General features: G+C 71.4%; 7 protein-coding genes and 1 pseudogene. 6 read left to right on the top strand and 2 right to left on the bottom strand.

The window, feature by feature from the left end; all coding sequences use genetic code 11:
* The first annotated feature begins 185 nt into the window (after positions 1-185).
* Both ACZ4M5_RS28510 and hflX read left to right on the top strand, forming a co-directional pair.
* A complete protein-coding gene (locus ACZ4M5_RS28510) occupies positions 186-1,832 on the top strand; it encodes a M1 family metallopeptidase (RefSeq protein ID WP_467740860.1) in 1,647 nt (548 codons plus the stop codon).
* Positions 1,833-2,173: 341 nt separating this feature from the next.
* Positions 2,174-3,667: a GTPase HflX gene (gene hflX / locus ACZ4M5_RS28505; RefSeq protein WP_467740858.1), complete on the top strand. Its 1,494-nt coding sequence runs from the start codon at positions 2,174-2,176 to the stop codon at positions 3,665-3,667.
* Positions 3,668-3,770: 103 nt separating this feature from the next.
* Here the strand turns inward: hflX and ACZ4M5_RS28500 are convergent.
* A pseudogene (locus ACZ4M5_RS28500) lies at positions 3,771-3,968 on the bottom strand (hypothetical protein); the annotation flags it as partial.
* A gap of 139 nt (positions 3,969-4,107) precedes the next feature.
* The gene (locus ACZ4M5_RS28495) at positions 4,108-5,331 is read right to left on the bottom strand and encodes a trypsin-like serine peptidase (protein WP_467740856.1); all 1,224 of its coding nucleotides are present in this window, start codon (positions 5,329-5,331) and stop codon (positions 4,108-4,110) included.
* Between the two features lie 310 nt (positions 5,332-5,641).
* On the opposite strand from ACZ4M5_RS28495, the gene ACZ4M5_RS28490 reads away from it, so the two are divergent.
* From ACZ4M5_RS28490 to ACZ4M5_RS28475, 4 genes are all read left to right on the top strand, one after another.
* Positions 5,642-7,135 (top strand): aminotransferase class III-fold pyridoxal phosphate-dependent enzyme, encoded by a 1,494-nt coding sequence (locus tag ACZ4M5_RS28490; protein ID WP_467740855.1) that lies wholly within the window; start codon positions 5,642-5,644, stop codon positions 7,133-7,135.
* Positions 7,136-7,569: 434 nt separating this feature from the next.
* On the top strand, positions 7,570-9,648 hold the full coding sequence (locus ACZ4M5_RS28485; RefSeq protein WP_467740952.1) for an IucA/IucC family protein: 2,079 nt from the start codon (positions 7,570-7,572) through the stop codon (positions 9,646-9,648).
* A gap of 113 nt (positions 9,649-9,761) precedes the next feature.
* A complete protein-coding gene (locus tag ACZ4M5_RS28480) occupies positions 9,762-10,700 on the top strand; it encodes a GNAT family N-acetyltransferase (protein WP_467740853.1) in 939 nt (312 codons plus the stop codon).
* 327 nt (positions 10,701-11,027) lie between these two features.
* Positions 11,028-13,025 carry an ATP-dependent DNA helicase gene (locus ACZ4M5_RS28475; RefSeq protein WP_467740851.1) on the top strand — a complete coding sequence of 666 codons (1,998 nt, stop codon included), beginning with the start codon at positions 11,028-11,030 and terminating at the stop codon, positions 13,023-13,025.
* Positions 13,026-13,177: the final 152 nt, after the last annotated feature.

The following is a 13,177-nucleotide window of genomic DNA, read 5'->3' as shown; positions in this document are numbered from 1 at the left end:
CCCAGGACAGGCCGATGTCCGCCACCCGGGCCTCCCCGGGCTCGCCCGCGCTCCCTGGGCTCGTCTGCGCCGGCCCGTCCCCGGCCAGTCCCGGCGGGCACCCGGCGCACGTGTCGGTCCCCGGATCGGGTGGGGCGGGTGCGCGCCGCGCTCGCCGCGCCCGCGCACGCTGGTAGCGGTGGGGCATGCCCCACGCCCCCCACGCCCCTCACCCCACTCGCCCCGGAGCCGCCCGCACCCGCCGTCGCCGGACCTCCGCCGCGCTCCTCGCCTCCGCCGTCTCCGTCTGTCTCGTCGCCGCGAGCGCCCCCGCCGTGCCGCTGGGCATCGGCGACCGCCTCTTCCCGTACCTGGGCAATCCCGGCTACGACGTCGCCGCGTACGACCTCTCCTTCGTCTACCCCGGCAGCAACAGCGAGCCGCTGCGCGCCGTGACCACCATCGACGCCTGGACCACCGCCGACCTCGACCGGATCAACCTGGACTTCGCCCACGGCACCGTGGAGTCGGTCGAGGTCGACGGCGACCCCGCGCAGTTCCGCACCGCCGGCGAGGACCTGGTGATCACACCCGAGGACTCCGTGTCGGACGGCAAGTGGGTGCGCATCACCGTGCGGCACACCAGTGATCCCGTGTCCGCCGACGGTCGCGAGGGCGGCTGGGTCCGCACCGGGGACGGCCTCGCCATGGCCAATCAGGCCGACGCGGCCCACCTGGTCTTCCCCTGCAACGACCACCCCTCCGACAAGGCCATGTTCACCGTCCGCGTCACCGCGCCCGACGGGTACACGGCCGTGGCCAACGGCCTGCCCGCCGGTACGCACAGGGCGGGCGGCTCGACCACGTGGACGTACCGCACGCACCATCCCATGGCCACCGAACTCACCCAGGTGTCCATCGGCCGATCCACCGTGCTCCACCGCACCGGACCGCACGGCCTGCCGATCCGGGACGTGGTGCCCACACAGTTCCGCGCGGCACTCGAAAGCTGGCTGGAGAAGACGCCCGCCCAGATCGAGTGGATGGAGAGCAAGGTCGGCCGCTACCCCTTCGAGGCCTACGGCCTGCTCATGGCCGATGCCGCCACCGGTTTCGAACTGGAGACCCAGACCCTCTCCCTCTTCGAGCGGGAACTGTTCACCGAGCCGGTCTACCCCCCGTGGTACGTCGAGTCGATCATGGTCCACGAGCTGGCCCACCAGTGGTTCGGCAACAGCGTCGGGCCCCGTACTTGGTCCGACCTGTGGCTCAACGAGGGACACGCCACCTGGTACGAGGCGCTGTACGCCGAGGAGAAGGCCGGCAAGCCGCTGCAGGACCGGATGAAGGCGGCCTACGGCGCCTCCGACCGCTGGCGTGCCGCGGGCGGGCCGCCCGCCCTGCCCAAGGCACCGGAGGCGGGCCACAAGATCGGCATCTTCCGGCCCGTCGTCTACGACGGCTCCGCCCTCGTCCTGTACGCCCTGCGCCAGGAGATCGGCCGGCCGGCGTTCGAGCGGCTGGAACGGGAGTGGGTGGGTCGCCACCAGGACGACACGGCCGCGACCGAGGACTTCGTCCGGCTCGCCGCCGAGGTCTCGGGACGCGACCTGGACGACTTCTTCCAAGGCTGGCTGTACGAGGAGAAGACCCCGCCGATGCCGGGGCATCCGGACTGGAAGCCGGAGGCGCCCGCGAAGCCGGAGCCGGCTGCCAGTCCGGCGTCGGCTGCCAGTCCGGAGCCGGCTGTAGGGCCGTCGCCGTCCGCGAAGCCGGAGTCCGCTGGTGGGGCCCGTGGGGCTGGTGGGGCCGGCGGGGCAAGGCGGGTCGCGTCGGGCGGGAGTGCGGCGTAGGACGTGCTGGGGCGACCGGGCGTGACGGCTGCTGCCCACCGGCCTGCCGGTCGCCCCCGGGTGAACTCCCCGGGACGGGCAGGAGGGCCGCTGCCATGCGGCCCCCAGGGCCCCGAAACCCGCCCGGGTGGGCCCGACCGAGCCCCGGAATCCGCCCGGGCGGGCTGTCGCTCCCGTCCGATAACCCGGTGACGAGACGACCCGTGCCGTGCGACCATCGTCAGGTCGGCAGGGCACGGAACGCCGGGAATCTCGCGGACCGCCCGTGCGTTGTGGACAGTGACGGCAGAGCACATCGCACTCCGTCGCAGAAGTCGGTTTCCCAGCTACGTAAGGATCCAATGACCTCCTCTTCTTCCTTTTCCCAGGACACCAAGCGCTTCGCGCACAGCCACCCCGAGGGTCTTCGGGCCGATGCCCTGATGGAAGAGGACGTCGCCTGGAGCCACGAGATCGACGGAGAGCGGGACGGCGACCAGTTCGACCGCTCCGAGCGCGCGGCCCTGCGCCGCGTGGCGGGCCTCTCCACCGAGCTCGAGGACGTCACCGAGGTCGAGTACCGCCAGCTCCGCCTGGAGCGGGTCGTCCTCGTCGGTGTCTGGACCTCGGGAACCGTGCAGGACGCGGACAACTCCCTCGCGGAGCTCGCCGCCCTCGCGGAGACGGCCGGCGCACTGGTGCTCGACGGTGTCACCCAGCGCCGCGACAAGCCCGACGCGGCCACCTACATCGGCTCCGGCAAGGCCGAGGAACTGCGCGACATCGTCCTCGAGACGGGCGCGGACACCGTCATCTGCGACGGTGAGCTCAGCCCGGGCCAACTCATCCACCTCGAGGACGTCGTCAAGGTCAAGGTCATCGACCGTACGGCCCTGATCCTCGACATCTTCGCCCAGCACGCCAAGTCCCGTGAGGGCAAGGCGCAGGTGGCGCTCGCGCAGATGCAGTACATGCTGCCGAGGCTGCGCGGCTGGGGTCAGTCGCTGTCCCGGCAGATGGGTGGCGGCAAGGGCGGCGGCCTCGCCACCCGTGGTCCCGGTGAGACCAAGATCGAGACGGACCGGCGACGGATCCGCGAGAAGATGGCGAAGATGCGCCGTGAGATCGCGGAGATGAAGACCGGCCGTGAGATCAAGCGCCAGGAGCGCAAGCGTCACAAGGTGCCCTCCGTCGCCATCGCCGGTTACACCAACGCGGGCAAGTCCTCGCTGCTCAACCGCCTCACGGGCGCGGGCGTGCTCGTTGAGAACGCGCTGTTCGCGACTCTCGACCCGACCGTACGCCGGGCCGAGACCCCGAGCGGACGGCTGTACACGCTGGCCGACACGGTCGGCTTTGTACGCCATCTGCCGCACCACCTGGTCGAGGCGTTCCGCTCCACGATGGAGGAGGTCGGCGAGTCCGACCTGATCCTGCACGTGGTCGACGGTTCGCACCCGACACCGGAGGAGCAGCTGGCGGCCGTGCGCGAGGTGATCAGGGACGTCGGCGCCACCGGCGTGCCCGAGATCGTCGTGATCAACAAGGCCGACGCGGCCGACCCGCTCACGCTGCAGCGGCTGCTGCGTGTCGAGAAGCGGTCCATCGCCGTCTCGGCCCGCACCGGCCAGGGCATGGAGGAACTGCTCGCGCTGATCGACAGCGAGCTGCCGCGCCCGTCGGTCGAGATCGAGGCGCTCGTGCCGTACACGCACGGCAAGCTGGTCGCCCGTGCGCACGACGAGGGCGAGGTCCTCTCCGAGGAGCACACCCCGGAGGGCACGCTGCTCAAGCTGCGGGTGCACGAGGAACTGGCGGCGGAACTCGCGCCGTACGTCCCGGCACCGCTCGCCTGACCCCTCCCGGTCATCGCGAAGGCCCGCCCCCGAGGTCATCGGGGGCGGGCCTTCGTTCGTCCGTCCGGGCGCCCGGCGCCGTGTGCCGGTCCGGCTGCCGGGATCAACGACCGCCGTACGTCCTGCTCATGTTCCGGTAGAGCGCCTCCGCGTCGTGGCCCAACTGCGGGCCGGCCAGCCACGTGTTGTCGGCGGGGCCGATCGAGGTGTTGGAGACCAGCACGGACTCGCCGTTCAGCACGCGGAACCAGCCGCCGCCCGAGGACCCGCCGGTCATGGTGCAGCCGATGCGGTACATGGCGGCGGGGTGCGCGCCCGCTATGCCGCCTGCGAGGGCTCGGATGCCGGGTGCGCCTGCGTGGACGGAGGCGCACCCGGTCCCGCCGGGCGATGCGGCTGGTGACGCTCGCCGGCGGTCCGTCCCCACGCTCAGCGCTGGATCACTGACCCGCGAACTTCTTGCTCACCGAGTCGTACACGCCCTTGGCCACCTCGCCCAGGCGCGGCCCGGCGAGCCAGCCGGACGTCACCGGGCCGATCGAGGTGTTGGACACCAGCGCCGGCTTGCCGTCGGACCGCGTCGCGACCCAGCCACCGCCCGACGAACCGCCGGTCATGGTGCATCCGATGCGGTACATCGTCGGGTCCGACTCGGTGATCGACAGCCGTCCGGGCCGGTCCTGGCACCGGTACAGCTTCTGCCCGTCGTACGGCGGCGCGGCCGGGTAACCGATCGCCGTCACACTCTGGACATCAGGCACGGCAGGCGCCTTGAAGTCGACCGGCAGAGCCGAACCCACCATCTCCTCCAGCGACTTGCCGCCACTGCCCTTCTCGGGAGTCACATGGATCACCGCGAAGTCGTACGGCGCGCCGTCCCCGCCCGTCGAACCGCCCTGCTCGATCCACTGGTCCGAGGTCTGCGCCCAGTCACCCCACCAGACGCCGTACGGGGCGACCTCCTCACGGGTCGGGTTCTCCAGCTCCTCGACCGCCTTGCCGCCGTCGTTGTACGAGGGCACGAACGCGATGTTGCGGTACCAGCCGCCCTTCTTGCCCGCGTGCACACAGTGCCCCGCCGTCCACACCAGGTTGGACTTGCCCGGGTGGGCCGGGTCCTCCACCACCGTCGCCGAGCAGACCGCCGAGCCCTCCGGGGAATCGAAGAACACCTTCCCGGCAGTGGGCTCGTTGGCGTGGTACGACGCCGGAACCCCCTCCGCCCGGACAGGCTTGGGCGCCGGGTCCGTGACCCCCTGGTCACCGGAGATGTCGCTCTCGCCGACGCCCTGCTCGGGCTCCTCGGCGTCCCGCATGCGGTCCGGGTTCCACAGGCCCTCGATGATCGGGTTGATGTACTCGTTGGCCTCGCGCAGCCAGTCGTCCCGGTCCCAGTTCTTCCAGGCGCCGTCCTTCCACTTGTCGATGTCGATCCCGTGTTCGCGCAGCCGGTCGCGGATGTCGTCCGGCAGCTTGAACTTGCCGTCGTCGGACGCCGTCGCGGAGGCCGACGCCTCACCGCCGGCTTCGGCGTCGCCCGAGTCACAGGCGGTGGCGGTCAGCGCGAGGGCCGAGGCCAGGGCCACGGCGGCCAGCACGGGGGAGTTCCTGCGGCGCGCCCTCCCCCCTCGGCCGGTGCTGGACGACTGCCGTATGGATCGCATGATCTGACTCCCCCTGGGGTGAACGAACTGGGACGAACCTCGTCCAGGGCATGATCTCCAGCCCACTCGCGGGAGTTGGGGCCGGCCTCACGGCGTCCGGGACGGCACCACACACTATGCGGTGCCTGTGGGGGAGGTCCGACGGAACCGCAACAGTTCCGTCACGGAGAAGATCTTGAAGCAACCCGTAACCCCGAACGAGGCCGGGGGTTGGTAGCGGTGAGGGTCCTGCTGTCCGTCTGCGATCCCCCGTGCCCGTGCGCCGTGGGAGGTCAGGGAAGCCGTGCCGGAGTCCGCTGGTGGGGGTCGCGTGTCCGAGGAGGCCGCCGTGGTGTGTGCCCAGGTGAAACTGACACCGGGTGGAGCCTTCGACGCCGCGGTACGGGAAGCCCCTCGTGCGCAGGAGGGAATCCGGCGCCGTCAGTCCGCCCGCGACACCGCCGCCCGCACCTACGCCCGCGCCCTGCCCCTGGTGCCGGTGCGAGCCCGAGGGCTGACCATCGAAGGCGCGGACGGCCGACGCTACTTGGACTGCACCTCCGGCGCCGGGGCGCTCGCCCTCGGGCACAACCACCCGGTCGTCCTGGAGGCCATCCGCGCCGTCCTCGATTCCGGAGCCCCCCTCAACACCATCGATCTCGCGACTCCCGTCACGGAAACCTTCCTCGACGAACTCCACCGGACTCTGCCGCCGGGGCTCGCGCACCGAGCGCACGTGCGGTTCTGCGATCCGTCCACCGGTGACGCACTGGAGACCGCCTGCCGATGGGCACGCGCGACGACCGGACGGACCGGCCTCATGACGTTCACCGAGGCCCACCGGCGTGCGGCGTTCCAGCCCTACGACTCCTGCGCGGCCGCGCAGCCGACCGCCGCCCTTGCCGGGCTGCGGGACCCCCACTACCCCGACGGCCTCGCCGACGGGCGGGAACTCGACCTCGCCGCCGACTGGGCCGAGTCCTTGCTGGACACCCCAGGCACCGGCGGTGTTCTTCCCGCGGGGGTGATCGTTGAGCCTGTGCAGGGAGAGAGCGGAGTCCTCCCTGTGCCCGGCGCCTGGTTGCGGCGCATCCGCCGACTCACAGCCGACCGCTCCATCCCTCTCATCGTCGACGAGACACACACCGGATTCGGACGGACCGGTGCCTTCTGGGCGGTCGGGGACAGCGGCGTGACCCCCGACGTGATGATCCTCTCCCCGGACATCGGCGGCAGCCTGCCGCTGGCCGTCGTGATCCAGCGCGACGAACTCTCCGGCGAGCAACCAGTCGCCGACACGGCCCCCTTCCGCGGTAACCAACTCGCCATGGCCGCCGGTGCGGCAACCCTGGCCCACGTGCGCGAGAACGGTCTCGCCGAGCGGGCCGCGCACCTCGGTGCCCGCATGCTCGCTCAACTCCGACTGCTGGCCGAGGAGTCGCCGATCGTGGCCCGAGTGCGGGGGAGAGGGCTGCTGATCGGGGTGGAACTGGTCGCCACGGAGGAGGCGGAGGAGGCGGTGGAGGCGGTGGAGGCGGGGGAAGCGCGCACGGCGGACGCTGGCGCGCTGGGACAGTGCGGCGCCGCGGGCACGGGACCCGGGTCCGCCTCCGCCCTGGCGGCCGCCCTCCAGCGCGAGTGCCTGCGGCGTGGCCTCATCATCGGGCTCGGCGGGCACGGGGGAAGCGTTCGCCTGTCGCCGCCCCTGACGATCACCGACGAACAGGCGACCGCCGTGCTCGATCGTCTTGCCGACGCGGTCGAGGCGGTGGCGCGGGCCCACGGGGCGGCACGACAGCAGCGCCGACACCGGATCCGCCGGTGATTCACGAGGACGTGACACGTCAGGCAACGAGTGCGTCTCCCCTCGTGTCTTCGCACAACCGCCGCTTCGACGCGTGCCCACGCCGCCCGGGCTTACAGGTCGGCCCTCACCGGCCTGGCGTGATTGCTGTCGAGTAGCCCTGCTGGTCCGCACGCGCATCCCCACCCACCGCATGTCCCGCACCCCCCTCCGAGGTATCCGCCTTGAACGCCATCTCCGGGCCCGAGCCCGTCCGTCATCCCGCGACGACGCCGGACCAGGACCCCGACCACCCCGGAACCTCGCAGACGCCGGCCGTGTCGACACCTCCCGTGGTCCCTCGTCAGAGGCCGGGGAGGCAGCCGACCGGAGGCGTGGAGGGCGAGACCCCGGGCACCGACCCGCTGTGCGATCCGGAAGCGCACACCGTTGCCGAAGCAGCCGCCGTCGAGAACCTGCTCCGCTGCTGGGCGCGCGAGACCGGCCACTCCGCCCCTGCCGACGGCCTGCTGCGTATCCCGCTTCCCTCCAGCGGCGTGTCCCTGTTCGCTCCGGTCCGCTACTGGTCCCCCACCGGCTGGCACCGCTTCGGCCCCGCACGCTTCGCCGGCGCCCCCGACCATGTCCCGCCGGTCGACGCCGTCACGATCGCCGCACTGCTCGCCCGGGAGTCCACCGCCGGCGGACTCGCCCCGGCCCGCTGGGGCGAGCAGAGTCACGACCATGACCCGGGCCGCGACCATGCCCAGGGCCGCGTCCCTGATCAAGGCCGCGCTCTTGAGCAAGGCCGCGTCCGTGAGCAGGGATACGCTCAGGGCCAGCGGCACGATCCCGACCACGGGCACGATCCCGAGCACAGACATGGTCACGGCCAGGGACATGGTCACGACCAGAGCCCGAGCCGCGACCGAGGCCCTGGGCCACGTCAGGGCGGGAGCCCAGCCGACTGCCCCGCAGGTGACATCGCCGCCACTGACAGCGTCGGGTTCGTCGCAGGTGTCGCCGACTCGGTACGCCGCGTCGCCACCTTCATCCGCGACCGGCGGGAGCACCCGGCCGACATCGCCGACCTGTTTCTCTCGGCTGAGCAGGCACTCCTCCTCGGGCATCCTCTGCACCCCGCTCCCAAATGCCGCGAGGACCTCACGGAAGCCGAAGCTCGGCTCTTCTCACCTGAGTCGCATGGCACCTTCCCCCTGCACTGGATGGCTGTCGCTCCCTCGATCCTCGCCACCGACACCTCCTGGACCGAACGTGGTCGCCCCGTGCCCGCGACCACACTCACCGCGCGCCTCGCCGGACCCGGTCTCCCGCCGCTCGACGGGTACGCCCTGCTACCCCTTCACCCCTGGCAGGCCCGCGAGGTCCGCCACCGGCCCCACACCGCCGCCTTGCTGGACAGCGGACTGCTCCGCGACTTGGGAGCCCACGGAACTTCCTGGCACCCCACCTCCTCCGTTCGCACTGTCTACCGCTCCGGCTCCCCGGCGATGCTCAAGCTGTCGCTCGGCCTGCGCATCACCAACTCCTGTAGGGAGAACCTGCGCAAGGAGCTCCACCGCGGCGTGGAGGTCCACCGTCTGCTCCGCAGCGGCCTCGTCCGGCAGTGGCAGGCCGTCCACCCGGGCTTCGACATCGTGCGTGATCCCGCCTGGCTGGCCGTCGACGCTCCGGACGGCGCCCCGTTGCCCGGCCTGGACGTCGTGATCCGCCACAACCCGTTCACCCCGTCCGACGATGTCTCCTGCGTCGCCGGGCTCGTCTCCCTGTGTCCACGCCCGCCGGTCCCACCTTCATTTGTGCCGCCTTCGTTCGTGCCTCCTTTCCCCGTGTCTCCCACGCTGGTCCCGGCGTCGCCGGGCTCGTCCCCGTCGGGGCCGAGAGCACGCCGGCGCGGGGCGGCCCAACCGCTCATGCAGTCCCGCCTGGCGCGGGTCGTCACACATCTCGCCCGCCGGACCGGCCGTCCCCGTGGAGCCGTCGCCGCCGAATGGCTGCTGCGCTACCTCGAGCACGTGGTGCGCCCCGTCCTGTGGCTCGACGGTGAGGCGGGCGTCGCCCTGGAAGCGCATCAGCAGAACACCCTGCTTCTGCTGGACCCCGCCGGCTGGCCGACAGGCGGCCGCTATCGGGACAACCAGGGCTACTACTTCCGCGAATCCCGACGCGCGGACCTCGACGCGCGGCTGCCCGGCATCGGTGAACGCAGTGACACGTTCGTGCCGGACGGCGTTGCCGACGAGCGCCTCGCGTACTACCTGGCGATCAACAATGTGCTCGGACTCATCGGCGCGTTCGGCTCTCAGCGACTCGCCGACGAACGGCTGCTGCTCGCCGCCTTCCGCCGGTTCCTGCAGCGCGTGGCCTCCGGCCCCGACCGGTTGCGATCCTCCCTGCCCACCCGGTTGCTCGACTCGCCGGTCCTGCGCTGCAAGGCCAACCTGCTGACCCGTTTGCACGGCATGGACGAGCTCGTCGGCCCGGTGGACACCCAGTCCGTCTACGTCACCATCGCCAACCCCCTCCACTGTTGATCACATCGGCCGCCCGTGACCCGGTCGGCCACCGCCGACCGCCCGGCATCCCTCCTATGGACCCACTGCGAACACGCTTCACCACCTCCTTGTCCGACCGAGAGGAGCCCTCGGTGCTTCCCGCTGAGCCGACAGCCGAGACACACCTCGCCGTCACCGCCCCCAATGACAGCCATCCCGACAGTGGGGACCCTGCCGAGCCCGGCCCTCGCCCTGCGTCCGTTCGTCCTCACGCCGACCCCTCTGCGGGCGATGGGGACGAAGCCGGCGAGAACGCGGGTAGGGAGGGCCCGGGAGATTCCAGCGGCGACGCGCAGGGCGAGGACACCATGGACCTGCGTCTCCCGGACGAGTTCCTCACTTCCCTCGAGGAAGAAGCCACAGGGTTCGGCGGATGCGGACCGAAGTCGGACGGGTCCTCTGGTGGAGCGCATCACTGGCTCTCCCCTTCCGACCACGCGACCTCCCGCCCAGCGATCGACGACCTCCTGGACGGGATCGCCGGCTGGGGGCCGCTCCGGACGCCTGTGGGTGCGTTCCACCTCGTCCCCGTGCGCCTGAAACGCGACCTCCGGATGATCAGCCGCTGGATGAACGACCCCGCCGCCGCGGCCTTCTGGGAGCTGTCCGGTCCGCAGAGCGTGGTCGAGGACCACATCCGTGCCCAGCTCACCGGGGACGGACGCAGCGTGCCGTGTGTCGGAGTGCTGGCCGGAAGGCCGATGAGCTACTGGGAGATCTACCGCGCCGATCTGGATCCGGTGGCTCGGTTCTATCCGGCCCGGCCCCACGACACGGGGCTGCATCTCCTTCTCGGTGAGATTCCCGACCGTGGACGCGGTCTCGGCGGCCTGCTGCTCCGCGCCGTGGCCGATCTCGTTCTCACGCAGCGACCCTCCTGCGCACGCGTCATCGCGGAACCCGACATTCGCAACACCCCCTCCATCGCCGCTTTCCTCACCGCCGGTTTCCGGCTCTCCGCCGAGGTCGACCTGCCCGGCAAGACAGGCGCCCTCATGGTCCGAGACCGGTCACTCCGGAATGTCTTGTAGCGCAGTGTCACCGCGCCATCACTCATTGAACGTGGCGCCGGCCGCCGTGGTTCCCGCTCACCGACAAAAGGTGGATTGCCTCCCCGGCCTCGGCCGCCCGGTCCACTCCGGCCAAAGGAGCGGCTCCAAGGGCCGCCCTCACCCGCCGCGCCCTCACGACCCGCCCCGCCGTGCCGAGGAGTCCACCTTGAGCTCGACACCCGCCCCCACTGCGTTCCCTCCTTCCTTCGCCGCCCTGCCCCTCACCTCCTCCGCCACTCCGACCCCGCTCTCCTTCCCCGCCGCGATCACCCGTTTGTCAGTGCCGGGTCGTAGGGTGGTCGCGCTATGACGAAGCCCTCACTCCCCGAACTCCTGCACGCTGCCGTCGCTGCCGTCGGCGGTACGGAGCGCCCCGGTCAGGTAGCCATGGCCGAAGCCGTCGAGGAAGCGATCGACGACGGCTCCCATCTGCTGGTCCAGGCCGGCACCGGCACCGGCAAATCGCTGGGCTACCTGGTGCCCGCGCTCGCGCAGGGGGAGCGCGTGGTGGTCGCGACCGCCACCCTGGCCCTGCAGCGGCAGCTGGTGGAGCGGGACCTGCCCAGGACGGTCGACTCGCTGCACCCCTTGCTGCGCCGCCGCCCGGAGTTCGCCATGCTCAAGGGCCGGTCGAACTACCTGTGCCTGCACCGCATGCACGAGGGTGTGCCGCAGGACGAGGAGGACGGCCTCTTCGACCAGTTCGAGGCGGCCGCCCCCACCAGCAAACTGGGCCAGGACCTGCTGCGCGTGCGCGATTGGGCCGACGAGACCGAGACCGGCGACCGTGACGACCTCACGCCGGGCATCTCGGACCGGGCCTGGGCCCAGGTGTCGGTCTCGTCCAGGGAGTGCCTCGGCGCATCGAAGTGCGCGTACGGCGCGGAGTGCTTCGCCGAGATGGCCCGTGAGCGGGCGAAGCTCGCCGAGGTCGTCGTCACCAACCACGCACTCCTCGCGATCGACGCCATCGAAGGCGCCCCGGTGCTCCCGCAGCACGAGGTGCTCATCGTCGACGAGGCCCACGAACTGGTCTCACGGGTCACCGGGGTGGCCACGGGGGAACTCACGCCGGGCCAGGTCAACCGCGCGGTGCGGCGGGCCGCGAAACTCGTCAACGAGAAGGCCGCCGATCAGCTGCAGACCGCCGCGGAGGGCTTCGAGCGGCTGATGGAGCTTGCCCTGCCGGGTCGCCTGGAGGAGATCCCTGAGGATCTCGGGTACGCCCTCATGGCCCTGCGCGACGCGTGCCGCACGGTCATCTCCGCGATCGGCACGACGCGTGACAAGTCCGTCCAGGACGAGGACGCGGTCCGGAAGCAGGCCCTCGCCTCGGTGGAAAGCGTGCACGACGTGGCGGAGCGGATCACCAACGGCTCCGAATGGGACGTCGTCTGGTACGAGCGCCACGACCGTTTCGGCGCATCCCTGCGCGTCGCCCCCATGTCGGTCTCGGGCCTGCTGCGGGAGAAGCTCTTCGCCGACCGCTCGGTGATCCTGACGTCCGCGACGCTGAAACTGGGCGGTGACTTCAACGGCGTCGGCGCCTCCCTGGGCCTCGCTCCCGAAGGCACCGAAGGGGACGACATCCCGAAGTGGAAGGGCATCGACGTCGGCTCGCCCTTCGACTACCGCAAGCAGGGCATCCTGTATGTCGCCAAGCACCTGGCGCGCCCCGCTCGGGACGGCGACCGCGCCGACATGCTCGACGAGTTGACCGAACTGATCCAGGCGGCCGGCGGCCGCACCCTGGGCCTCTTCTCCTCCATGCGCGGGGCACAGCTGGCCGCCGAGGAACTGCGCTCGCGCATCCCCGAGTTCCCGATCCTGCTCCAGGGCGAGGAGACGCTCGGCGAGCTCATCAAGAACTTCGCGGCCGACCCCAAGACCTGCCTGTTCGGCACGTTGTCCCTGTGGCAGGGCGTGGACGTTCCGGGTCCCAGCTGTCAGCTGGTCGTCATGGACAAGATCCCGTTCCCGCGTCCGGACGACCCGCTGATGAGTGCCCGCCAGAAGGCCGTCGAGGACGCGGGCGGCAACGGTTTCATGGCCGTCGCCGCGACCCACGCCGCCCTTCTGATGGCCCAGGGCGCCGGCCGCCTGGTGCGGGCGTCCGGAGACCGCGGCGTGGTCGCCGTGCTGGACCAGCGTCTGGCGACGGCGCGGTACGGGAGCTATTTGAAGGCGTCGCTGCCGGACTTCTGGTTCACCACGGACCGGAACCAGGTGCGCAGGTCGCTGTCGGCGATCGACGCCGCGGCGAAGCAGGCGGAAGCGGTGACGGAGCCGGCGGAAGACGCCTGACCCCTGGGGTCGGTCTGCAGCTACGGCGAGACAGGCCGGCCCAGCCCTCCGCGCCGGTGCTATGGAGCGCGCGGCCGCTCCACCGCGGTGCGGCGAGCAGCGCCCCTGCTCCTGTCCGCACACGGACTCCTGTCCGCACACGGACCCCGAGA

The organism is Streptomyces sp. NPDC026246 (assembly GCF_055567995.1).
Note: the sequence above shows the minus strand (reverse complement) of the source record. Positions and strands in the feature narration are given on the sequence as shown.